This is a genomic window from Marinobacterium nitratireducens (assembly GCF_014645375.1).
Classification (GTDB): Bacteria; Pseudomonadota; Gammaproteobacteria; order Pseudomonadales; family Balneatricaceae; genus Marinobacterium_A; species Marinobacterium_A nitratireducens.
Genome location: NZ_BMLT01000001.1, coordinates 422,835 through 444,551 on the forward strand (window position 1 = coordinate 422,835; position 21,717 = coordinate 444,551).

The 21,717-nt window shown below is 63.4% G+C and carries 21 protein-coding genes and 1 pseudogene; 17 read left to right on the forward strand and 5 right to left on the reverse strand.

Translation table 11 applies throughout. The annotated features are described in order from the left end of the window. Positions 1 to 14 precede the first annotated feature (14 nt). The 3 genes from IEX85_RS01880 (at position 15) to IEX85_RS01890 (ending at position 2,874) form a co-directional block, all read left to right on the forward strand. Positions 15 to 806: a cyclase family protein gene (locus IEX85_RS01880; RefSeq protein WP_188857692.1), complete on the forward strand. Its 792-nt coding sequence runs from the start codon at positions 15 to 17 to the stop codon at positions 804 to 806. 33 nt (positions 807 to 839) lie between these two features. Beyond that, complete coding sequence (locus IEX85_RS01885) at positions 840 to 2,510, forward strand: arylsulfatase (RefSeq protein ID WP_188857694.1); 1,671 nt, start codon at positions 840 to 842, stop codon at positions 2,508 to 2,510. A 79-nt stretch (positions 2,511 to 2,589) separates the two neighbouring features. Beyond that, the gene (locus tag IEX85_RS01890; protein ID WP_188857699.1) at positions 2,590 to 2,874 is read left to right on the forward strand and encodes a Rieske 2Fe-2S domain-containing protein; all 285 of its coding nucleotides are present in this window, start codon (positions 2,590 to 2,592) and stop codon (positions 2,872 to 2,874) included. 435 nt (positions 2,875 to 3,309) lie between these two features. On the opposite strand, the gene IEX85_RS01895 is transcribed toward IEX85_RS01890, so the two are convergent. From IEX85_RS01895 to IEX85_RS01905, 3 genes are all read right to left on the reverse strand, one after another. After that, on the reverse strand, positions 3,310 to 4,248 hold the full coding sequence (locus tag IEX85_RS01895; RefSeq protein WP_188857701.1) for a VOC family protein: 939 nt from the start codon (positions 4,246 to 4,248) through the stop codon (positions 3,310 to 3,312). Between the two features lie 20 nt (positions 4,249 to 4,268). After that, the gene (locus IEX85_RS01900) at positions 4,269 to 5,426 is read right to left on the reverse strand and encodes an alpha/beta hydrolase family protein (RefSeq protein ID WP_188857703.1); all 1,158 of its coding nucleotides are present in this window, start codon (positions 5,424 to 5,426) and stop codon (positions 4,269 to 4,271) included. 330 nt (positions 5,427 to 5,756) lie between these two features. After that, positions 5,757 to 6,692: a LysR family transcriptional regulator gene (locus IEX85_RS01905; protein WP_188857705.1), complete on the reverse strand. Its 936-nt coding sequence runs from the start codon at positions 6,690 to 6,692 to the stop codon at positions 5,757 to 5,759. 129 nt (positions 6,693 to 6,821) lie between these two features. Between IEX85_RS01905 and IEX85_RS01910 the strand changes: the two genes are divergently transcribed. Both IEX85_RS01910 and IEX85_RS01915 read left to right on the forward strand, forming a co-directional pair. Next, positions 6,822 to 7,946 (forward strand): FAD-dependent oxidoreductase, encoded by a 1,125-nt coding sequence (locus tag IEX85_RS01910; protein WP_188857706.1) that lies wholly within the window; start codon positions 6,822 to 6,824, stop codon positions 7,944 to 7,946. 209 nt (positions 7,947 to 8,155) lie between these two features. Further along, complete coding sequence (locus IEX85_RS01915; RefSeq protein ID WP_229721747.1) at positions 8,156 to 8,485, forward strand: Rieske (2Fe-2S) protein; 330 nt, start codon at positions 8,156 to 8,158, stop codon at positions 8,483 to 8,485. A gap of 195 nt (positions 8,486 to 8,680) precedes the next feature. Here the strand turns inward: IEX85_RS01915 and norR are convergent, their stop codons facing one another. Next, positions 8,681 to 10,219 (reverse strand): nitric oxide reductase transcriptional regulator NorR, encoded by a 1,539-nt coding sequence (gene norR / locus IEX85_RS01920; protein WP_188857710.1) that lies wholly within the window; start codon positions 10,217 to 10,219, stop codon positions 8,681 to 8,683. A 187-nt stretch (positions 10,220 to 10,406) separates the two neighbouring features. Here norR and IEX85_RS01925 point away from each other — a divergent pair, with 187 nt between their 5' ends. The 12 genes and pseudogenes from IEX85_RS01925 (at position 10,407) to IEX85_RS01980 (ending at position 19,785) form a co-directional block, all read left to right on the forward strand. Then, positions 10,407 to 10,853 (forward strand): c-type cytochrome, encoded by a 447-nt coding sequence (locus tag IEX85_RS01925; protein WP_188857711.1) that lies wholly within the window; start codon positions 10,407 to 10,409, stop codon positions 10,851 to 10,853. A 16-nt stretch (positions 10,854 to 10,869) separates the two neighbouring features. Further along, a complete protein-coding gene (locus tag IEX85_RS01930) occupies positions 10,870 to 12,276 on the forward strand; it encodes a cbb3-type cytochrome c oxidase subunit I (RefSeq protein WP_188857713.1) in 1,407 nt (468 codons plus the stop codon). A 59-nt stretch (positions 12,277 to 12,335) separates the two neighbouring features. Next, positions 12,336 to 14,165, forward strand: a complete 1,830-nt coding sequence (locus tag IEX85_RS01935; RefSeq protein WP_188857714.1) for a nitric oxide reductase activation protein NorD — start codon at positions 12,336 to 12,338, stop codon at positions 14,163 to 14,165. A 19-nt stretch (positions 14,166 to 14,184) separates the two neighbouring features. Continuing rightward, on the forward strand, positions 14,185 to 14,961 hold the full coding sequence (locus IEX85_RS01940) for a CbbQ/NirQ/NorQ/GpvN family protein (RefSeq protein ID WP_188857716.1): 777 nt from the start codon (positions 14,185 to 14,187) through the stop codon (positions 14,959 to 14,961). Beyond that, positions 14,961 to 15,551, forward strand: coding sequence for a cytochrome c oxidase subunit 3 family protein (locus IEX85_RS01945; protein ID WP_229721748.1), 591 nt, complete (start codon positions 14,961 to 14,963; stop codon positions 15,549 to 15,551). Before IEX85_RS01940 ends, IEX85_RS01945 begins: the two co-directional genes overlap by 1 nt. Before the next feature lie 3 nt (positions 15,552 to 15,554). Then, positions 15,555 to 15,827, forward strand: coding sequence for a hypothetical protein (locus IEX85_RS01950; protein ID WP_188857718.1), 273 nt, complete (start codon positions 15,555 to 15,557; stop codon positions 15,825 to 15,827). Between the two features lie 30 nt (positions 15,828 to 15,857). Continuing rightward, positions 15,858 to 15,977: pseudogene (locus IEX85_RS24270) on the forward strand (U32 family peptidase); the annotation flags it as partial. Between the two features lie 41 nt (positions 15,978 to 16,018). Next, positions 16,019 to 16,294, forward strand: coding sequence for a hypothetical protein (locus IEX85_RS01960; protein ID WP_229721770.1), 276 nt, complete (start codon positions 16,019 to 16,021; stop codon positions 16,292 to 16,294). Positions 16,295 to 16,401: 107 nt separating this feature from the next. Next, positions 16,402 to 16,602 (forward strand): hypothetical protein, encoded by a 201-nt coding sequence (locus IEX85_RS01965; RefSeq protein WP_188857724.1) that lies wholly within the window; start codon positions 16,402 to 16,404, stop codon positions 16,600 to 16,602. 229 nt (positions 16,603 to 16,831) lie between these two features. Further along, positions 16,832 to 18,583: a ribonucleoside triphosphate reductase gene (locus IEX85_RS01970; protein WP_229721749.1), complete on the forward strand. Its 1,752-nt coding sequence runs from the start codon at positions 16,832 to 16,834 to the stop codon at positions 18,581 to 18,583. A 178-nt stretch (positions 18,584 to 18,761) separates the two neighbouring features. Continuing rightward, the gene (gene nrdD / locus IEX85_RS24275; RefSeq protein ID WP_188857726.1) at positions 18,762 to 18,986 is read left to right on the forward strand and encodes an anaerobic ribonucleoside-triphosphate reductase; all 225 of its coding nucleotides are present in this window, start codon (positions 18,762 to 18,764) and stop codon (positions 18,984 to 18,986) included. 76 nt (positions 18,987 to 19,062) lie between these two features. Further along, positions 19,063 to 19,785 carry an anaerobic ribonucleoside-triphosphate reductase activating protein gene (locus tag IEX85_RS01980; protein ID WP_188857728.1) on the forward strand — a complete coding sequence of 241 codons (723 nt, stop codon included), beginning with the start codon at positions 19,063 to 19,065 and terminating at the stop codon, positions 19,783 to 19,785. Between the two features lie 142 nt (positions 19,786 to 19,927). Here IEX85_RS01980 and IEX85_RS01985 read toward each other — a convergent pair whose 3' ends face one another. After that, a complete protein-coding gene (locus tag IEX85_RS01985; RefSeq protein ID WP_229721750.1) occupies positions 19,928 to 21,667 on the reverse strand; it encodes a bifunctional protein-serine/threonine kinase/phosphatase in 1,740 nt (579 codons plus the stop codon). Between the last annotated feature and the right edge of the window lie 50 nt (positions 21,668 to 21,717).

A 21,717-nucleotide genomic window follows, 5' to 3' on the forward strand; every position in this document is an offset into this window, starting at 1 on the left:
AGGAGTTGACTCTCATGCTTTCGACATCCTCACTCGAATTCATCGACCTGTCGGTAACCCTCGATAACAATCCCCACACCGACCCGCCGCCGCTGTTGCCGAAGATCGATTACATGGATCACCAGCAGGGCTGGCCGGAAATGGCTGCCATGTTCCCGGGGCTCGGGATCGATCAGATGCCGGGGCAGGAGGCCTGGGCCGCGGAACGCCTGCAGATCACCACCCACAGCGGCACCCACATGGATGCGCCCTGGCACTACGCCTCGACCACCGATGGCGGCAAGCCGGCGTTCGGTATCGACGAGCTGCCGCTGGAATGGTGCCTCAAGCCCGGCGTAAAGCTGGACTTTCGTCAGCTGCCGGATGGTCACGTCGTGACGGCGGCCGAAGTCGAGGCGGAATTGGCCCGCATCGGCCACGATCTCCAGCCGCTCGATATCGTGCTGGTCAACACCCGCGCCGGTGAACTCTTCGGACAACCCGGCTATCTGGAAGCCGGCATCGGCATGGGACGCGAGGCGACGCTCTATCTGCTGGAGCGGGGCGTGCGGGTGGTTGGTACCGATGCCTGGAGCTGGGATGCGCCCTTCAAGTACACCCGCGAGCGTTTTGCCGAGAGTGGCGATGCATCACTTATCTGGGAGGGGCACAAGGCCGGGCGCGATATTGGCTACGGGCAGATGGAGAAGCTCGCCAATCTCGACCGGCTGCCGCCAAGCGGATTCCTGGTGTCCTGCTTCCCCTATAAAATCAGGCACGCATCGGCGGGTTTTGTACGTGCGGTGGCCATTTTCGAACAGTCGTGAGAAACGGACGACCGGACCTTGAGAACAAATACAATGAAAAGAAAAACCTTACCCTGGCTGCTGTGCGGTCTCGCAGCGCTCGGCTCCGGGCCGCTGCAGGCCGAAGCCGCCGAGCGTCCCAACATATTGCTGATCATGGCGGACGACCTGGGCTATTCGGATCTCGGCAGCTTCGGCGGCGAGATCGAGACCCCGGTGTTGGACGGTCTTGCCGCCGGAGGCCTGCAGCTAACCCAGATGTATGCCGCTCCGTCCTGTTCGCCCACACGTGCGATGCTGATGTCTGGAACCGACAACCATCTTGCGGGGCTGGGTGCCATGGCCGAAGCGTTGCCGCACATGCCCTTTTTGCAGGGTAAACCGGGATACGAGGGTTTCCTGAACGAGCAATCGTTCTCGATTGCCGAATTGCTGCGCGATGCCGGTTACCGCACCAGCATGGTGGGCAAGTGGCATCTTGGGCTGGAGTCCGACCAGGGCCCCGCAGCACGGGGCTTCGAGCAGTCGTTTGCGTTGCTCGAAGCCGGTGGCGTGCACTTCAAGCCGTCGACCGAGGAGCCGACGCGACTGGACCGGATATCATACCGCGAAGACGGAAAACCGGTGACGCTGCCGGATGATTTCTACTCGACGGACTTCTACACCGATAAACTGATCACCTATCTGCAAGAGGGAGAGGGCAGCGACAAGCCGTTTTTCGCCTATGCGGCCTACACCGCTCCGCATTGGCCGCTGCAGGCACCGGACGCCTATATCGACAAGTATCGCGGGCATTACGACGAAGGTTACGACAGCGTACGCAGCGCCCGTATCGAGCGGATGAAGTCGCTGGGTCTGATTCCCGAGGGCTTCGCGTCCGCGCAACCGCTGCCGGCAAATCCGAAACTGCCGGGCTGGGATCAGCTGAGTCCGGAACAGAAGCGGTACGAGGCGCGCAGGATGGAAATCTACGCCGCCATGGTCGACAACCTCGACGACAATATCGGACGTCTGCTCGATTACCTGCGCGAGAGCGGGCAGTACGAGAATACGCTGATTGTCTTCCTGTCCGACAATGGCGCCGCGGCCGACGATCATGCCCATTTCTATCCGGCGGGGAAGAATACCGACAACAGTCCGGAAAACATGGGACGCCGCGGTTCGCAGATCGATTACGGCCTGCGCTGGGCCGAGGTGAGCGCGGCGCCGTTCCGGCTTTTCAAGATCACCACCGCGGAAGGCGGCATCAGCGTGCCGGCCATCGTCAAGCTACCGGCAGCGATGTCCCGCACGGGGCTCGTGCGCAACACCGCACGGGTGGATGACCTCGCACCCACCTTTCTGGAGCTGGCGGGAGCTCCCGACCCCGGCGCAAGCTACCGCGGGCAGCCGAAGCACCCCATTACCGGCCAGTCGATGCTGCCGCTGCTGAGTGGAAACGGGCCGGAGGTCGCTGAGACGCCGGTGCTGGCGGGCGAGCTGTTCGGCAACATCTACTACCGCGAAGGCGATCTCAAGCTGCTGGGACTACGACCCTGGGGCGACTTCGGTCCCTCGAGAAAGCCGGTCCAGTGGCAGCTTTTCGACCTCAGCAAGGACCGGGGTGAGCGCTACGATCTGGCCGCCAGCGAGCCCGAGACGGTCGAGCGCCTGAAGGCCGCCTGGCATGAATACGCCGACCGTGTCGGTGTGGTGCGACCGCCTGAGAAAAGCCCCGAGTCCTGATCCCTTATCCCCGGTTCGGCCGCGCCGACGGCGTGGCCTTTGAGCTGATGTTCGACCCAAAATAAAAAGGAAAAACCGAATGGCCTTTCTGAGAAATACCTGGTACGTCGCCGCCTGGGGAAGTGAAATCGAGGTGCAACAGCTTTTCAGCCGGACGCTGTTGAACGAACGAATATTGTTTTTCCGCGATACGGTGGGGCGTATACAGGCTATAAAGGATCGTTGCCCGCACCGGTTCGCGCCTCTGTCCTTGGGCAGGCACTGCGGCGACGCCGCTGCAGTGCGCGCCCGGCGGCTGCTCGACAAGCTGATTGCCACCGAGCAGGCGACCGGTGAGAGGCCGCATTCAGGTGCAACGGCCTGATAGCGACTTCATACTAACGCGCGCCTTTGCGCCTGGTCGGTATTGCCTCCGGCAATACCGATCTTCCCGCGTGACGGACTGCCGCCATCCATGTCGGTTGTTACCTTCAGCCCCCCGCATGCGTTTCACGTTAATTTACGACGAGCCATAAAAAAGGTTCTTCGCGGATTAGTGGGAAAGTTAAGTCTGAGTTAGCGACCTGCTTGTCATCATTTGAAATTAAATCACCTTAGAGGCACCGTCATTCCCGCGGCACCGTCATTCCCGCGGCACCGTCATTCCCGAGGCACCGTCATTCCCGCGAATGCGGGAATCCATAAACGCCGGAAACTGCTGGATCCCCGTTGCGCGGGAATGACGGCAAGAAAAAAGCTCCCGGTAGCCTGAGGCTACCGGGAGCTTGCAGTGGCCCGTTGCCGGGCCCCTGTATTCAGATCAGGACTTGGGCGGCGGGCCGCCGGGCGCCCATTTTTCGCGGTATTCGAACAGGAAGTACTGCGACTTGTCTGCACTCATCGGTGCCTCGCGCGCGCTCCAGCGGTCATCGTGCAGGTCCATGTCGGCGTCGTACTCGACGTTGCAGCCCATCGGGCTCTTGAAGTACCAGAACCAGTTGGAGCCGAACTGGTGTCGTCCCGGACCCCAGAAGGACTCGTAGCCTTTTTCCAGAAAGCGGGTGCCGGCGATCATCACGTCGGTCGGGCCGCCCATATGGAAAGTGAAGTGCTCGATACCCTTCATGAAGGGAGGCGTCTGGATAAAGAACAGGGTGTGGTGATCCAGGGTGCCGGCCGGGCGCAGGAACGGACCCACGCCGGTAAAACGGTCGGTGCAGACAAAACCCAAACGGGCGTAAAAGGCCTCCGCCTTGGCGGCGTCCGGCACGAAGTAAACCACGTGCGACAGGCTGCGCGGCAGGGCCGGCATCTCGTCGCTGGCGCCCAGCTCATTGACGGGACGGTTGGGTACTTCGCTACCCGGGGCGTTGATCGCCTCGGCAGGCATGTCCAGTGTGCGGCGGGTCGTCAGCTGGAAGCCAAGCGCGAATCCCATGTCGTCGACGGTGCGCAGTACGCCGTCTTCGCCGCGGATGACGTTGCGGTCCTTCGCAAGTTCCGCCTCGATGGCTTCCAGCGCAGCCTCGTCCGCGACGCCGTAGACCGTCTCGCGGAGCGAGTTGGCGGTATCCATGGCCGGCGGCAGTCCGGGGTGCTCGCGGTGCCGGATCAGCACGCCGGTGCCGTCAAGCGCCTGGAGATAGCCGCCGTTTTCGTCGACATCAACCGGCTTCAGGCCGTAATCCGTCAGGTACTGTACGCACGCCGCGACGTCGTCGACGCCGAAAACCAGGTAATCCGGTCCTATGATATTCATTCGGTTCTCCTGCTATCGCTTCAGGCTACGTGGCCGCCGAGGGTTTCGGCGACCCAGTCGGCAATGTACTGGCCGGCATTGATGGAGTTGTCAAAACTGGAATGCTGCACGCCGCCTTCGCGCTCGGTGAAGACCTTGAGCTCGCGCTTCGGGCTGTTGACCAGTTGTTCATAGGTTCGGTGCGCCCACTTCAGCGGGATCTGGGAGTCCTGTTCCCCGTGGGTGACCAGGAAGGGCACCTTGATGCGCTCGACGACGCCGTCGAGGTGGACGTTTTCGGCAATCTGCATGAATTCGTCGATATCCTTGCCGCCCCATACCCAGCGCACGTGCTCCCAGTAGTGCGGTACCGGGAAGCTGCCTTCGCGCTCCAGCCGGCGTTTCTGCACATCGCGCCAGTCGTGGTTGGCGCCCCAGACAACGCCGCAGGCAAAGCGCGGCTCGAAGGCCACTGCGCGCGGACAGTAGTAACCGCCGAGGGACACGCCCTCGCAGCCGATCCGCTTCGGGTCGACGTCGTTGCGGGTTTCCAGGTAGTCCACGACGACACTGGCCCAGTGTTCAGCGTCGTAGCGTGCCTTGAGATCGTGCAGGCGCAGCGCTTCGCCGGTGCCGGGCTGGTCGATGATCAGCGAGGAGACGCCGCGCCTGGCGAGCCAGGCCGGCAGGCCGACGCGGTATTTCATCTCCTTGGTGGAATCCAGGCCGTTGAGCTGAACCAGAACCGGCGCCGGACCTTCGACACCTGCGGCGCGGACGAACAGGCCTGAAATCACTTTGCCTTCGTAGGGAATCTCGACGCGTTCGCAGTTTTCCCGCGACAGGTCGATACCCCGTGCAAAGACTTCGAGGAAGCGCTGATAAAGTTCCAGACGACCGGGGGCATTATGGCCCTGCAGACGTTCACAGGTGATCAGGTAAGTGGCCGCGCGGTTGTATTTCTCACCGGCGGAGAGCAGGCGTCCGCGTGCTTCGTCTTCGCGGGCCAGTTCGCAGAGCTTGTCGGCCATTTTCGACCAGGTTTCGCGAAAGGCCTGGGTGCCGGCAGCATCGGGCTGCTTGGCCGCTTCCTTGAGCGGTTCGCACATTTCCTGGATTTCGCCAATCCGGGCGCCCATCTCGATGGCCAGGTTGACCGAGAGGTCCCAGACATAGTTGGTGGGGAAGTATCGAAACATCGTATTTATTTTTCCTTGAGCGAATTCAGTGAGTTTGCTGCAGAGATACCGTTCGCGACCAAGCCCGTGGTGTAAGCCGGAAGGGGGCGACGACGGGCTTGCAGAACGGCTCTGCGCCAGCCCCCGATTTGCAGGCTAAAGGCGCCAGGAACCACGGTCGCATGCGGTATGGGATTTAACAAATCGATAGTTAAGATGTTTGCCATCGCGCAGCGCGATGCATGCTGTGGTTTACCGGGCCGGCAAGTGACAGAGAGGGCAGCGCTCGGCGATGACGGGCGGGGTCACAGGATGGGGGCCAGTACCCAGGCGGCTGGCGTGTGGTGAATATCAGGCCGTGGGGTGGAGTTTCATTGGGTCGCCGACCTTGTGCACGAGCTCGGTCAGCTTTGCGCGTAGCCACAGCAGCATCGGATCGCCGTCGAGGCTGCGGTGCCAGGTCATGAATTCCCGCATGGCCGGCAGTTCCACCGGCGCCGGCAACAACCGCAGCGGCAATGCCTTCGCCGCCAAAACGGCCAGTCGGCTGTGCATGGTGGCGATGCGTTCGGTGCCGAGCACGAGCTGCGGCAACGTATTGAAATCATGGGTGACGACCTCGACGCGACGCTGGCAACCGTACTGGCTCATGAACCACTCTTCGATGCTGGCGGTGCGGTTGCGACCGAAGCCGACGGACACGTGCCCCATCTCCAGGTACTGTTCGAGCGTAATGCTGTCGCCTACCGCCGTGTTGCCACTCCAGACGACACAGACGTGATGTTCCTCGAACAGCAGGGCGCTGGGGTGGCCCTTGGGCACATAGCGCTCGGGCGCAATCAGCAGGTCGACTTCACCGCGCATCAGCATCTCGGTGGACTCTTCCCCGGGGCTCAGCAATTCGAAGGTGATGCCGGGGGCTTCCCTGTTTATGGTTCGGATGGCCTCGGCGAACAGTACGCTGATCAGGTAGTCCGACGCCATGATGCGGAAATGACGCTTGCTGGTGGACGGGTCCTGCGTGGGCTTGGCCGTAATCGAGGTCTGAATCTTCAGCAGCACTTCCCGTACCGGCAGCTGCAGTTCCTTGGCCAGGGGAGTCAGCGACATTTTGCGTCCTACCTGGACCAGCAGGTCATCTTCGAAGTATTCGCGCAGCCGCCCGAGCACGCCGCTGGTGGCGGACTGGGTCATGTTCAGCCGGCCGGCGGCACGGGTGATATGCTGCTCTTCGAGCAGGATATCCAGTGCTACCAGGAGGTTGAGATCGAGGTGATTGAAACGCATTTTTTTATCCGTTTTAGTATTTATTTTCGCGATACTATTTATCCGAACTAGCAATTAGTCAAATCCTTCCGTGCGCTTTAGTCTGAAGCTCCATCCGTTCTCCATAAATACAAAATGCGGGAAAATCCCATGAATGACGAGAAACCCGTCCTGATCGTAGGTGGCGGCATCGCCGGTCTCTGTGCCGCAATAGCCCTGTGCCGGCAAGGGTTTGAAGTAGAGCTGGTCGAGATTCGCCCGACATGGAATATCCCGGGGGTGGGAATCATCCAGCAGAGCAACGTGGTGCGCGAAATGGCGCGACTTGGCGTGCTGGATGCCTACCTGCGCGCGGGTTTCGCTTTCGACGATGTCGCGCTTTACGACGAACGGGGTGTCCAGACAGTACGCATGCCGGGACGCCGGCTGGCGGGGCCAGACTATCCGGCGAATATCGGCATTTCCAGGCAGGCGCTGCACCGGGTGCTCTACGAAGCCGCCACCGGTCTTGGCGCACGCATTCGGTTGGGCGCGACGGTTGCCGAGTGCGATGAACGCGACGACGGCGTGAACGTGCATTTTACCGATGGTATACGCGCAAACTATGCACTAGTCATCGGTGCCGACGGGATCTACTCGAAGATTCGCGGTCTGCTGTTCCAGGATCGCTACCAGCCGGTTTACACCGGGCAGGCGGTATGGCGATACAACTTCCCGCGGCGGGCGGAAATCGATCACCTGGCGGTCTTTTCCGGGCCCCGGGGCAACGCCGGGCTGGTTCCGATTTCGGAGGATCTGATGTACCTGTTCCTGACCTCGTGCGAAGGGCCCGGTCCGCATATCGATAAAAGCCGCCTGACGGTGCAGATGAGGGATCACCTGGGCGAGTTTGGCGGCGTCGTCGGCGAACTCGCTGATCAGATAACCGATAACTCGAAGGTGGTGTGCCGGCCGCTGGAAACGGTTTTTGTCGACGAAAACTGGTTCCGTGGGCGGCTGGTGCTGATCGGTGATGCCGCCCATGCCACCACGCCGCATCTCGGACAAGGCGCGGGAATGGCGATCGAGGATGCCATCGTGCTGAGCGAGGAACTTGCCGGCGATGGCAGTCTGAATACACGACTGGAGCGATTCATGGCGCGCCGTTTCGAGCGCTGCCGATTTATCAGCGAAGGTTCCGTTCTTGCCGGCGAGCGGGAAATGGCCGGCGACCGGAGTTTTGATCGCGCGGCCCTGACGACTCGGATGCAGCTTGTGACCGCGCAACCTATCTGAGCGCGGGCAGCTGAACCGGCCGGCGCGACCGCGCGTGATAAACCCCTGATATCACGTCGGCGAATGGCTGGGATCGGCAAAGGTGATTTTCCCCTCGGCCGGCAGCCGCTGTACGCTGGGCTCTGCAGACTGAACCCAGCCAAACTTCCTGGTCGCGCAGACGCGAGCATTTCATGCTCGAGACGCTTCATGTTTTGAGGAGATTCATCTTGACCTACCTCTGCCAGCTCAGCGAGCTTCGCCATGACAGTGCCATCGGGCTGGATCCCTGGTGTGACGGCAGGGATACCCTGATCGCGTTGCGGTACGGCGATGGCGTCCGGGTCTTTCGCAACAACTGTCCCCACTACGACGTGCCGATGCACTATCGCAAGAATGGGTTCATGACCGCGGACGGGCAGCATCTTGTGTGTTTTGCCCACGGTGCGCTGTTCCGGCCGGATTCCGGGGAGTGTGTACTGGGCCCCTGTCTCGGACAGTCGCTAAAGGCGCTGGAGGTGAGTATTGATGACAAGGGTAGTGTCTGGCTGGTGGGTTAAGCTGGCGGGGCGTTGCCAGCACGATCTGAACCAGGCTGAGCATGTATCGACTCATCGCTGGGTTGCGCCGCATCAACCTCGCTGAAAGCGTTAAACAGTGTACCAATGCGGCTCCACTCATCCTACTTTGGGCTCCTGGTGTTCCCGAGAATCAGCGAAGAATCTTTTTTCCAGGGCGTGAGCGATACTGCGGCATCAGCGTAGCCCCAGGCGTTTCAAAAGGCGGTAAAAGTTGCCGCGGTCCAGTCCCAGACTGCGTGCGGCGGCGGCCATGTTGTCGTGCTGCTCGTCGAGGCGTTGCGTGATGAAGGCGCGCTGGAAGTCGTCGACCGCGTCTTTCAGTGTGCGGTCGTCCGCGGCGGCAGCGTTCGGCGGCTCGACGTCCGCGCCGGTCCCTGGTGGGGATACATCGGTATCGAGGCCGAGGTGGCGACGCTGCAGCACCACGGTATCGCGGTCGCTGTCGGAGCGTGCCTTCAACGCGGCCCGGCTCAGCAAATGCTCGAGTTCGCGGACGTTTCCCGGCCAGCCGTAGTTCAGCAGTGCCTGACGGGCGTCCGCCGAGAGCCGCAGCGCGCGGATACCGAGTCGGCGCTGGCTGGTTTCCAGCAGGTACCCGGCCAGCAGCAGGATGTCCTGACCGCGCTCGCGTAGCGGCGGCACCAGCACCGGATACACCGACAGGCGATGGTAGAGGTCGGCGCGAAAGCGCCCGTCGCGCACTTCCTGCTGCAGGTCGCGGTTGGTGGCCGCGACGATGCGAACGTCGCTGTGCAGTACCTGGTCGCTGCCGACGCGTTGTATCTCGCCGCTTTGCAGCGCCCGCAGCAGTTTGGCCTGTATCGCCAGCGGCAACTCGCCGATCTCGTCGAGAAAGAGGGTGCCACCGTCGGCGATTTCGAACTTGCCGGCGCGGTCCTCGACGGCGCCGGAAAATGCGCCCTTGCGGTGTCCGAACAGCTCGCTCTCGGCAATGCTTTCCGGCAGCGCCGCGCAGTTGACCTGTACCATCGGCTGTTCGGCCCGATCCGACAGAGCGTGCACCTGTCGCGCCACCAACTCCTTGCCGACCCCGGTTTCCCCCTGCACCAGTACCGCAAGACTGGAGCGGGCGACGATCGCGATCTCGTCGCGCAGTCGCTGCATCGGCACGCTCTCGCCGATGATTTCGCTGCCCCGGCCTTCCTCCTGCAGGGCGCGCGCCACCCGGTGCTCCCGCTCGGCGCGCGCCTCCAGCCGGTCCATGCGCTCGGCGGCCTTTACCGTCGCCTCGGCCAGGCCGATGAAGGTGCGCAGTTCCACGGCGTCGATGCGGTCGAAGGTCGCCGGTTGCAGCGCATCCAGGGTCAGTACGCCCCAGGGCCGTTCGTCGATATACAGCGAGGCGCCCATGCAGTCGTGCACGTGCAGCTGATGATCCTGGGTTTCCACCAGACCGTCGTAGGGGTCCGGCAGCGGGCTGTCGGCGGCGAAACGTACCGGCTCGCGCGAGCGCAGCAGGCGCTCCAGCCGGGGATGCTCGTCGATGCGAAAACGCCGTCCCATGGTGTCGTCGCTCAGGCCCTCGATCGCCAGCGGCTTAAGGCTGTCGCCATCGCGCTGCAGCAGTGCGGCGGCGTCGCAGGGAAAAATCCGCAGCATCGCCTCCAGCAGCCGGCGGTAGCGCCGCGGTGCCGGCAGGTCCCGCGACAGGTCGGCGACGATGCTGATGAGGCTGTCGCTGAATGTTGTCATTTTGATACCAGTGTTGTGATTAACACAACTGTATCACCGTAGTCATTAAAACAACAGAAAATAATTAGTCCTTTAATTTCAATGGTATGAAGACTTGGTACGGCTGTTGCTCCTAACCGGTTACTGAAACTGAAACAGGGGAACACAACCATGAATGCACGGGGATACCACCGCCGGGGAGGTCAGGATGCCTGAACTCTTTACCAAGGGGATGGCCCGCAACATCTACTACGGCGGAGGCTTCTTCTTCCTGCTGCTGTTGCTGGGATTGACGCTGGATACCCTGCGCGCGCTGCCGCAGCGCGATCACCGCGAGAACATCACCGAATCGGTGGCACGGGGCAAGGCGGTCTGGGAGGAAAACAACTGTATCGGCTGCCACAGCCTGATGGGCGAGGGCGCCTATTTCGCCCCCGAGCTGGGCAACGTTTTCGACCGCTACGGCAACGGCAGCGAAGAGGCCTTCGGTCAGTTCATGCAGGCCTGGATGCAGATGCAGCCGATGCCGACCGAAGGTCGGCGCAAGATGCCGCAGTTTCACCTCAGCCAGGAGCAGGTCGACGATCTGTCGGCGTTCCTGATCTGGACTTCGCGAATCAACGACAACGACTGGCCACCCAACCGGGAAGGCTGAGCAGGAGGCTATCCGGATGAAATTCGAATCCCAGGGGGTCGCCAGACCCTACTTCATCTTCGCACTGCTGCTGTTCGTGGGTCAGATCCTGTTCGGTCTGATCATGGGACTGCAGTACATCGTCGGGGACTTCCTGTTCCCCTATATCCCGTTCAACGTCGCGCGGATGGTGCATACCAATCTGCTGATCGTCTGGCTGCTGTTCGGCTTCATGGGCGCCTCCTACTACCTGGTGCCGGAGGAGTGCGACACCGAACTGCACAGCCCCTGGCTGGCGCGCGCCACCTTCTGGGTGTTCGCCGCGGCCGGGGTGCTCACCATCCTCGGCTACCTGCTGGTGCCCTACGCCGAACTGGCGAAGCTGACGCACAACGAGCTGTTGCCGACCATGGGCCGCGAGTTCCTAGAGCAGCCGACCATCACCAAGATCGGCATCGTCATCGTCTGCCTCGCCTTCATCTACAACATCGGCATGACGGTGCTGAAAGGGCGCAAGACGGTGATCAACATGGTCTTGATCACCGGCCTCGTGGGCCTGGCCGTGTTCTTCCTGTTCTCCTTCTACAACCCGGACAACCTGGTGCTGGACAAGTTCTTCTGGTGGTGGGTCGTGCATCTGTGGGTCGAGGGGGTCTGGGAACTGATTCTCGGTGCCATCCTGGCCTTCGTGCTGATCAAGGTCACCGGCGTCGATCGCGAGGTGATCGAGAAGTGGCTCTACGTCATTATCGCGCTGGCACTGATCTCGGGGCTGATCGGCATGGGCCACCACTACTTCTGGATCGGCCCGGGACCCTACTGGCTGTGGCTCGGCTCCATCTTCTCGGCGCTGGAGCCGGTACCCTTCTTCATGATGGTGCTGTTCGCCTTCCGTGTCGTCGGTCAGCGCCGTCACCAGCACGGCAACCGCGCGGCGACCCTCTGGGCGCTCGGCACCGCGGTGATGGCCTTCCTCGGCGCCGGCGTCTGGGGCTTCATCCATACCCTGGCTCCGGTCAACTACTACACCCACGGCAGCCAGATCACCGCGGCCCACGGCCATCTGGCATTCTTCGGCGCCTACGCCATGATCGTGCTCTGCATCATCTCCTACGCCATGCCGATCATGCGCGGCCGGCCCCAGGGGAATGGCGAGCTGTCGCAGAAGCTGGAGATCTTCGCCTTCTGGACCATGTGCGTCAGCATGATCGGCATCACCCTGGCGCTGACCGTGGCCGGCGCCTGGCAGGTGGCGCTGCAGCGCCTGCCCGAGGTCGGTGCGCTGAGCTTCATGAACACCCAGGCCAAGCTGATTCCGATCTTCTGGGTGCGTGAAGCCTTCGGTGTGGTGTTCGCCCTGGGTCTGGTGGCCTATCTGGCCAGCTTTTTCGTCGGCAGCCGGGTGGAAGCCGAAGCCGGCCACCGGGTCCCGGCCGTCAGCTGAGGTATCGGGCAGGGCGGGGGCCTAGCCTCCGTCCTGACAGCCTGCCAAGGAGGTGTGAAATGGAAGAATATGTCGGCTCGCTCTGGCACCGGCTGGTGACCCGCCAGGCGGGCACCGATCACGGCGACGCCCGGGTGGAACTGGCCGAACTGCTGCCGCGTCTGGCGCCGTTCTACCGGGGCCTCGGCGGCGACGCCGGACGAGCGCTCGAGGGCGCCGAGCCGCGGTCGTTTCGCGCGCCGCGCCGGCTGATCCAGCGCATCGCCGGCAGCCATCGGCGCCATACCGTCGCCTGGCAGGACGAGCGCAGCCTGCGGCTGCCGCCGTCGCTGGCGTTCTACCCGGCGCGGGAACTCAACGAAATGCTGTATTTCTGGCTGGTCGCCCTGGCGGCGTCGCAGCCCGACGTCAAACACTGGTTTCGCGACAATCAGCGCGCCTGTCGTCGACTGCTCGAGACCCGTCCCGGACTGGCAGCCGGATACCGCCGGCTCGTGGATGAGACCCTGGCGCTGCATCCGGGGCTCGAGCGGCTGCAGGGCGAGGCCTGGACGCGGGAGCAGGCGATACGCCGGGCCCTGCTGGAGCCCGGCAGCGTCGACCGGTTGCCCTGCGCGCCCGGGGATCCCTGGCCGGTGGCGCTGTGGCTATATCCAGCGCCGCTACGGGGGCTGTCGTGCGCCGCCGACGACCGGCAGGAGGAGGGCGCCGAAGCGAATCGCACGGCCAACGCCGAGGACAGTGATGACCCGGTACGTCATGGCGCGCGCCGGGTCGACGATCGCAAGGAAACCGACGGCCTGCTGATCTTCCAGCTCGAGAGCCTGTTCAGCCGCGTCGAGCAGGTAGAACTGGATCGCTGCCAGGACGAGGACCTGGAGGATGACGGCGATGCGGCGCGGGATCTCGATATCATCAGCCTGTCGCGTCAGCGACGGGCGGGGGCGGCCAGGGTGCGTTTCGACCTCGACCTGCCGGCGGCGCAGAACGACGACCTGCCGGTGGGCGAGGGTATCCGCCTGCCGGAATGGGACTACCGCCGGCAGGCGCTCAAGCCCGACTTCTGCCTGCTGCAGCCGATGCTGGCCGACGATGCGGTGCCGGCGCCGCTGCCGGAGACCCTGCGCCCGGCGGCACGGCTGCTGCGCCAGCGCTTCGGTGGCTTGCAGACCGAGCGCGACTGGCTCAGACGACAGTTGCAGGGCGAGGAGCTGGACCTCGACGCCTGGCTGGGGCGCCTGACCGAGCCGGAGCGCGACTCCGAACCCGGGGCCTGCTTCCGCCAGCGCCGGGCCGCGCAGCGGGACCTGTCCTGTCTGCTGCTGGCGGACCTGTCGATGTCGACCGACGCGGGTCTCAACGCCGATCAGCGCGTGATCGACGTGATTCGCGACAGCATGACGCTGTTCGCCGAAGCGCTCGACGGCGCCCGTGACCGTTTCGCGCTCTACGGTTTTTCGTCGATCCGCAATCGCCAGGTTCGCTACCAGCTGCTGAAGAATTTCAACGAACCCTACAGCGACCGGGTCCGCGGCCGGCTGCAGCTGATCAAACCCGGCTTCTATACCCGGATGGGGGCCGCGATCCGTCAGTCCACCGCCATTCTGGAACGGGAGTGCAGCACACGCCGGCTGCTGCTGATCCTGTCCGACGGCAAGCCCAACGATATCGACCATTACGAGGGCCGCTACGGCATCGAGGATACGCGTCATGCCATCCAGCAGGCCCGTGCACGCGGCCTGCAGCCGTTCTGCATCACCATCGACGACCGCGGCAGCGACTACCTGCCGTATCTGTTCGGCGAGCGCAGCTACGCCCTGGTCAGCGATATCGACCGCCTGCCCTGGCTGCTGCCGCGGCTGTACCTGAACCTGACCGGCGGCTGCTGAACCCACTGGAGACAACAAGATGACAAACCGCATTCATTACCTGCCGCAGCGCAACGAAGTCGAGATTTTCACCCATGCCGCCGGCAACCGGCTGCCGGTGCTGCTGAAGGGACCAACCGGCTGCGGCAAGACCCGTTTCGTCCAGCATATGGCCGAGCGGCTGGCGCGGCCGCTGATCACCATCGCCTGCCACGACGACCTGACCGCGGCGGACCTGGTCGGTCGCCATCTGATCGGTCCCGATGGCACCTACTGGCAGGACGGCCCCCTGACCCGTGCCGTGCGCGAGGGGGCCATCTGCTACCTGGACGAGGTCGTCGAGGCGCGCAAGGACACCACCGTGGTGCTGCATCCGCTGTCGGACCACCGCCGCGAACTGCCGCTGGAGCGGACCGGCGAACTGCTTCCGGCGCACCCGGACTTCATGCTGGTGATCTCCTACAACCCGGGCTATCAGAACCTGATGAAAGGACTCAAGCCCAGCACCCGCCAGCGTTTCGTGGCGCTGGCGTTCGACTATCCGACACCGGAGCGGGAAGTGGTGATTCTGTGCCAGGAAACGGGTATCGGCAAGGAGACCGCAACCCAGCTGGTGGCGTTGGGCAACGATCTGCGCCGGCTCAAGGACCGCGACCTCGAGGAGGCCGCCTCGACCCGGTTGCTGATCTACTGCGCGCTGATGATCGGCTCCGGCGTTCCGGCCGGCGATGCCTGCCGCGTCTGCCTCGCCGAGGCGCTGAGCGACGACGCCGACACCCTGGCGGCGATCGACCGGCTGATCGGCAGCTACTTCTGATGGCGGCGACAACCGCCGCGGTGGCGCTGCCCCGATCCGCGGCGACACCGGGCAGCCCGGCGGTCTGGGTACTGATCTACGCGGAACTGAGCGAGTTCGCGCTGTTCTTCCTGATCTACCTGGTGGTGCGCGCCCATAACCCGGAGCTGTTCGCCGCGGGCCCCGCCAGGCTCAACAGCCTGGCGGGCACGCTCAATACCCTGGTGATGGTCAGCAGCAGCTACTGTATCGCCCGCGCCATGGCGGCCATACGCCGGGATGACCGGCGTCGCTGCCTGCGCTGGCTGTCGCTGACGCTGCTCTGCGGTGCTTCCTACTGCGCGATCAAGGGCGCGGAGTACCTCTGGAACCAGACCCAGGGCATCCATGCCCGCGGCAACCTTTTCTTCACGCTCTACTACTACCTGACCTTCAACCATCTGCTTCACGTCCTGGTCGGAATGGCGACCATCGCCTGGCTGACGCTGCGCACCGGGCTCGGGAGCTACGACGCGGCGGACCACGAGGGGCTCGAGAACGGCGCCTGCTACTGGCACATGATCGATCTGGCCTGGATTATCCTGTTTCCGCTGCTCTACGTGATCGGGTGAACCATGACGCAACTCAGAACCTGGCACTGGCTGCTGCTGCTGACCCTCGCCAGCGCGCTGATCGGGGAGCAGAGCCGGCCCGGCGCCGGACTGCTGTTGCTGATCTGCGTGTCGGTGATGGTCAAGGGCTGGCTGGTGATCGACAACCTGATGAACCTGCGCCATTGCCGGCGCGCGGTGCGGCTGCCGATGCTGGCGTATTTCGGGGTGCTGCTGCCGGCGATCGCCCTGGCGGTGCTGTTTCCCGAGCAGCTGGCGGCGCTGAGCAGCCTCTGAGCCTGAAGCGGCTGGCAGCAATGGCGCGATGCCATCGACATGGCGGCCGACCTGCAGGTCGATGCACTGATCGCCGCCGATATGGGGGTGCTCGGCTACGCCGCGGACACCCATCCGCAGCTGAACCGGCACCTGTCGGTTCCAAGGACGACTGCGGCTACTGCTGCATCGACTACCCCGACGGCCTGCCGATGCGCTCACAGGAGAGGGACGCGCTGTTCACGATCAACGGTGTCCAGACGCTGTCCCATGCTCACTACAACCTCGAGCACCAGCTCGATGCCATGGCTCGCATCGGGGTCGATATCCTGCGGCTGAGTCCTCAGCGGCACGGGCTGGACGCCGTCATCCGGCGCATCCGCGGGCGCCTCGACGGTGAGGTGCTCGACGACATCGCCCTGGTCGATGCCGACAGCTGCAACGGTTACTGGTACGGCGAACCGGGGATGCGTCTGGTAAAAGCGTGACGCGCGGTGCCGCGCCCGGTTCGCCCACGGAGTGGGCTCCTACAGGTGGCACCGGTATGCTTCTGTAGGAGCTCACTCCGTGAGCGAATCTTTGCCTCTATCCCGCCGTGGCCGGATTGATCCGGTCGGCGACCTCCAGCCCCCACCGGAATGCGCGCGGCAGCTCGCTCCAGTCGAAGCTGCAGCCCCAGGTCACGCACATCAATTCCGACCCGATGTTCTTCCAGCATGTCGAAAGCGCCGTCGGCCAGGGCGCCGGCAAAGGCGTGATTGAGCAGCCGTTGCGCCAGGTGGCGCTGAACGAATAAGGGGACGGGTGGCAACGCCATGCGCAGCAGCGGGCGAGGGTCGGTAAGGCTGGGTTTGGCGAATCTGGTCATGGGCCTTGTCTCGGTCAATAAATGTTGGGGGCCAGGGTACGCCAGAGCTATTTTCAGGCCCCTTGACAAGGATCAAGGGGGAGATGTTGGGTGAGGCTGATAATCCACCATATCTGGTGTTAGTGAATGCATATAAACACAATATATGGTGCACAGGATGGCAGAACAGATGATCGGCGCGGCGCCTTCGCCGAGCCCCGAGCAACTGCGAGAGCGGTACGCCAGCGTCGAGGTGCGCGGCGCCGTCGACGAATACCTCGAGCGCAGCGACTGGCGCGTCCAGGCCAACGCCAACCAGGGCTACTCGCTCGGCGGCCTTATCCTCAATATCTCCGGCAAGCTGATCGCCAACTACTGGCTCAACGAGGTCTACAGTCCCGAGATCGGCCACGCCCACCGCGAGGGCGACATCCATATCCACGACCTGGATATGCTGTCCGGCTACTGCGCCGGCTGGTCGCTGCGCACCCTGCTGTTCGAGGGACTGAACGGGGTGCCGGGTCGGGCCGAGAGCGGGCCGCCGAAACACCTGTCGAGCGCGGTCGGACAGATCGTCAATTTCCTCGGCACGCTGCAGAACGAGTGGGCCGGCGCCCAGGCGTTCAGTTCCTTCGACACCTACCTGGCCCCCTTCGTGCGCAAGGACCGGATGGACTACGACAGCGTCCTCCAATGCATGCAGGAGCTGATCTACAACCTCAACGTGCCGTCGCGCTGGGGCACCCAGACACCCTTCACCAACCTGACCTTCGACTGGCGCTGTCCGGCGGATCTGGCCGGGCAGGTACCGGTGATCGCAGGCGAGGAAATGCCGTTCTGCTATGGTGAGCTGCAGAACGAGATGGACCTGATCAACCGTGCCTATCTCGAGGTGATGATGGCGGGCGACGCCCGCGGCCGGGTCTTCACCTTCCCGATCCCGACCTACAACATCACGCTGGACTTCGACTGGGACAGCGCCAACGCCGACCGGCTGTTCGAGCTGACCGCGAAATACGGCCTTCCGTACTTCCAGAACTTTCTCAATTCCGATCTGGAGCCGCAGATGGTGCGCTCCATGTGCTGCCGGCTTCAGCTGGACCTGCGTCAGTTGCTGATGCGCGGCAACGGTCTTTTCGGCTCGGCCGAGCAGACCGGTTCGATCGGCGTGGTGACCATCAACTGCGCCCGCCTGGGCCATCGTTTCGCCGGCGATCGCGAGGGCCTCTACCGGCATCTCGACCGGTTGCTGGAGCTGGCCCGGGACAGCCTCGAGCTCAAGCGCCGGACCATCGCCGAGCTGATGGATGCCGGGTTATTTCCGTACAGCAAGCGCTATCTCGGCACACTGCGCAATCACTTCTCGACCATCGGCGTCAACGGCCTCAACGAGATGCTGCGCAACTTCAGCGACGACGCTATCGATATCGCGGACCCGCAGGGGCAGGCGGACGTGCTACGCCTGCTGGATCACGTCAACGAACGACTGCGGCAGTTCCAGCAGGAAACCGGCAACCTCTACAACCTCGAGGCGACCCCGGCGGAGGGCACCACCTACCGCTTCGCCCGCGAGGACCGCAAGCGTTTTCCAGGCATCCTGCAGGCCGGCAGCGCCGAGCATCCCTATTACACCAACTCCAGTCAGTTGCCGGTCGACCATACCGAGGATCCGTTCAGGGCGCTACAGCTGCAGGACGAACTGCAGTGCCGCTACACCGGCGGCACCGTTCTGCACCTGTACATGCGCGAGCGAATCACCAGCGTGCGCGCCTGCAAGCAGCTGGTGAAAAGGGCGCTCGGACGCTTCCGGCTGCCGTACCTGACGGTGACGCCGACCTTCTCGATCTGCCCGCGCCACGGCTACCTCGCCGGCGAGCACGAATTCTGCCCGCGCTGCGACGAGGAAATTCTGATGAGAAAACAGTCGTAGGAGCGGCGCCTCGCCGCGAATAACCACCCTGCCAAGTCGTAGGGTGCCCTGAGCGCAGCGAACGGCACCGTCTTCACGGCACGTTTCGCTTTACTCAAGGTGCCCTACGACCTGTCCGACTTACGACATTCGTGAAAGAAATCGCGAAACCAGCACAGCAAAAACCAAGGAGAGACCGATGAAAAACACAACCCAGCTCAAGCCAGAAGAACGTCAGCGCTGCGAGGTCTGGACCCGGGTGATGGGCTATCACCGCCCGGTGGCCCAGTTCAACGCCGGCAAGCAGTCGGAACACCGGGAGCGAACGCATTTCGTTGAACGCGTAACGCGTAACAGGTGGGAGCGGCGCCCCGCCGCGAATGGCCTCGGTGCCAAACCATTTCGCGGCGGGGAAGTGCCCTGAAGTTTGGGTATGCTCCCACGATCTCAATCAGCATTCAGGCAAGATGGAGAGTGCCTGCCACCGTCGGAGGTTTTGGATGAAGCCGGCGCCTGAAATCAATTTGCCGGTCGGTGGCATCACGCCGCTGACCACGATCGACTTTCCCGACCATCTGGCCTGCGTGCTCTATACCCAGGGCTGCCCTCTGCGCTGCGGCTACTGCCAGAACCCGCACCTGATCCCGCACCGGGCGCAACCGGACAGCATGAGCTGGAGCGCATTCGAGTCCTGGCTTGTCGAACGCCGGGGCTTTATCGAGGCCGTGGTATTCAGCGGAGGAGAGCCGACCATCCACGCCGATCTGCGCGAGGCAATGCGGCGGGTATCGACGCTGGGGTACAAGATCGGCCTGCACAGCGCCGGCGTCAACGCGAACCGGCTGGCCGACCTTCTCGGCCTGGTCGACTGGGTCGGCCTCGACGTCAAGGCAGGACCCGACCAGTACCGGCTGATCACCGGCCGGCCCCATCTCGAAGCCCAGAACGCCCGCTGCGTCGACCTGCTGCTCGAGAGCGGCATAGCGTTCGAATGCCGTACCACCGTCAACTGGCACCTGTTCACCCCGGGGCAGGTACTGCGTCTGGGCGAGGCCTTGGCCGGGCGCGGGATACCCCACTACGCCATTCAGCTCAGCCATGGCAACGGCTGCCTCGACCCGGCGCTGGCCGAACCCCGTCGCCCGGAGCCGGAGGTACTTCTGCAATTGCGTCGGGATCTTGAACGGCTTTTCCCGCGCTTGGAATGGCGCGAGGCGGTTTGAAGATAAGGTGACAGGTGACAGGTGACGCGTGACCATTACCCGTAACCCGTAACCCGTAACCCGTAACCCGTAACCCGTAACCCGTAACCCGTAACCCGTAACCCGTAACCCGTAACCCGTAACCCGTAACGCCTCACCCGCCTTATCCAAGCCAGAACAGCAGCATCAGCACCAGCGCCGAGACGAACCACACCAGCGACATCAACTGCCAGAATACCAGCATGCCCCGGTGCGGGATTGGCTCGTCACGCGCAGTCAGCAGCTCGGGGTTGGGGTGGGTCAGGTCGTTGAGAAAGGACTCCAGGCTGTCGTAGCGGCTCTCCAGCTCGGGCGACAGCGCCTTTTCCAGCGCGCGATCGAACCAGACCGGCAGGATGGGGTTGAAGCGGTTCGCCGGAATATAGCTCAGGCGCCGCAGGTCACGCGGCCGCTGACAGCGCTCCAGCGCGTCGCCGTAGGGGAGGTGGCCGGTGAAGATCTCGTAGCAGATCGACGCCATCGAAAAGATATCGCCCCTGATGCCGGTGCAGTGACCCAGGCGCAGCAGCGGGTCGGAGTAATGGACGGTACCGAGAATACGGTCGCGCTCGAGCGGCACGAAGATCTCGTCGATGCCGGCGACGTGTACCGAGCCGAAATCGACGATCTTGACCTGAGCCTCCGGCGTGATCAGGATGTTGCCGGGCTTGAGGTCCTGGTGCAGCGTTTCGCGGCTGTGGAACGCCTTCAGGCCCTCGGCGATCTGCCGCACGATCTCGATCGCCTCCCGGGGCTGCGGATCCGGGTGCTCGGCAATCCAGGTATCCAGGGTCACGCCGTCGACCTTTTCCATCAGGTAGTAGAGGAAGGTCTTGGGTCGGTTCGGCGTCTCGACCCGGACCACGTGCGGGCTGTCGATACGGCTGCCGACCCACTCCTCCATCACGAAACGCTCGATATAGGCCGGGTCGTCGCAGTAGTTCACCGACGGCGTCTTCATCACCAGTGGCCGGCCGCTGTCGAGATCTTTCACTTCGTACAGCTGGCTGCGGCTGCTGGCGTAGAGCTCCGCGATCACCTCGTAGCCGTCTATCTTCAGACCCGGCATCAGCTCCGGCGGAAACGGCAGGGCGGTGAGTTTGTCGGTCAGGTCGTCGAGCGTCTCGTCGCTGAGGCGATCGACCCTCACCAGCTGGCAGCTCAGGTTGTCGTGACTGCCGTTCTGCAGCGCTTCGTTCACCAGGTCGCGGCAGGCTTGCTCCGCGTTGGCCTGCCCGGCCAGCTGCCGCAGCCGGTCGTGAGCGATGAAGTCGTGGATACCGTCGGTGCTGAGCAGGAAGAGGTCGCCCGTTTCGACCGGCAGGGTGCGGTAGTCGATTTCCAGGTGGGTATCCATGCCCAGCGCCCGGGACAGACAGCTGCTGCTCTCGTTCAGCCGGGTCAGGTGATCCTCGGTCAGGCACTCGAGCGATCCGGCACGCAGCCGGTAGATGCGGCTGTCGCCGATATGGAACAGGTGTGCCGTGCGGGATTTGAGGATCAGTACCGACAGGGTGCAGAGGTGGCCGCGACTGGTCGAGAGGTATTCGTGGCTGCGGGCGTAGAGCTGGCGGTTGATCGCGGTCAGCACCTTCTGGGCGGATTTTTTCACCGTCCAGATGTCGGGACTGTCGAAGTAGTCGGCGAGGAATTCCCGCACGGAATACTCGGCGGCTTCGGCGCCGGCCTCGGCGGTGCTGACACCGTCCGCGATCAGGGCGCAGGCGCCCTTGGTGGTCAGCAGATTGCCCACCGGCATGAAGAAGCCCAGGCAGTCTTCGTTGCGGGCCTTGAGACCCGCTTCGCTGACCTGGGCGGTGCTGAGATGAATGTCGCCGTCGAGATGCATGCTTATAGGTGACACGTTACGAGTTACGGGTTACGGGTTACGTGAAGTCCGTGCTCTGGACGCGT

Excerpts from the sequence above, each read along its gene's own strand:
- IEX85_RS01960 (WP_229721770.1), top strand. The coding sequence starts at position 16,019 with ATGCGCTCACAGGAGAGGGACGCGCTGTTCACGATCAACGGTGTCCAG.
- IEX85_RS01940 (WP_188857716.1), top strand. The coding sequence starts at position 14,185 with ATGACAAACCGCATTCATTACCTGCCGCAGCGCAACGAAGTCGAGATT.
- IEX85_RS01905 (WP_188857705.1), bottom strand. The coding sequence starts at position 6,692 with ATGCGTTTCAATCACCTCGATCTCAACCTCCTGGTAGCACTGGATATC.
- norR (WP_188857710.1), bottom strand. The coding sequence starts at position 10,219 with ATGACAACATTCAGCGACAGCCTCATCAGCATCGTCGCCGACCTGTCG.
- IEX85_RS01900 (WP_188857703.1), bottom strand. The coding sequence starts at position 5,426 with ATGTTTCGATACTTCCCCACCAACTATGTCTGGGACCTCTCGGTCAAC.
- IEX85_RS01925 (WP_188857711.1), top strand. The coding sequence starts at position 10,407 with ATGCCTGAACTCTTTACCAAGGGGATGGCCCGCAACATCTACTACGGC.
- nrdD (WP_188857726.1), top strand. The coding sequence starts at position 18,762 with ATGAAAAACACAACCCAGCTCAAGCCAGAAGAACGTCAGCGCTGCGAG.
- IEX85_RS01910 (WP_188857706.1), top strand. The coding sequence starts at position 6,822 with ATGAATGACGAGAAACCCGTCCTGATCGTAGGTGGCGGCATCGCCGGT.
- IEX85_RS01885 (WP_188857694.1), top strand. The coding sequence starts at position 840 with ATGAAAAGAAAAACCTTACCCTGGCTGCTGTGCGGTCTCGCAGCGCTC.
- IEX85_RS01890 (WP_188857699.1), top strand. The coding sequence starts at position 2,590 with ATGGCCTTTCTGAGAAATACCTGGTACGTCGCCGCCTGGGGAAGTGAA.
- IEX85_RS01980 (WP_188857728.1), top strand. The coding sequence starts at position 19,063 with ATGAAGCCGGCGCCTGAAATCAATTTGCCGGTCGGTGGCATCACGCCG.
- IEX85_RS01970 (WP_229721749.1), top strand. The coding sequence starts at position 16,832 with ATGGCAGAACAGATGATCGGCGCGGCGCCTTCGCCGAGCCCCGAGCAA.
- IEX85_RS01895 (WP_188857701.1), bottom strand. The coding sequence starts at position 4,248 with ATGAATATCATAGGACCGGATTACCTGGTTTTCGGCGTCGACGACGTC.
- IEX85_RS01935 (WP_188857714.1), top strand. The coding sequence starts at position 12,336 with ATGGAAGAATATGTCGGCTCGCTCTGGCACCGGCTGGTGACCCGCCAG.
- IEX85_RS01950 (WP_188857718.1), top strand. The coding sequence starts at position 15,555 with ATGACGCAACTCAGAACCTGGCACTGGCTGCTGCTGCTGACCCTCGCC.
- IEX85_RS01930 (WP_188857713.1), top strand. The coding sequence starts at position 10,870 with ATGAAATTCGAATCCCAGGGGGTCGCCAGACCCTACTTCATCTTCGCA.
- IEX85_RS01880 (WP_188857692.1), top strand. The coding sequence starts at position 15 with ATGCTTTCGACATCCTCACTCGAATTCATCGACCTGTCGGTAACCCTC.
- IEX85_RS01945 (WP_229721748.1), top strand. The coding sequence starts at position 14,961 with ATGGCGGCGACAACCGCCGCGGTGGCGCTGCCCCGATCCGCGGCGACA.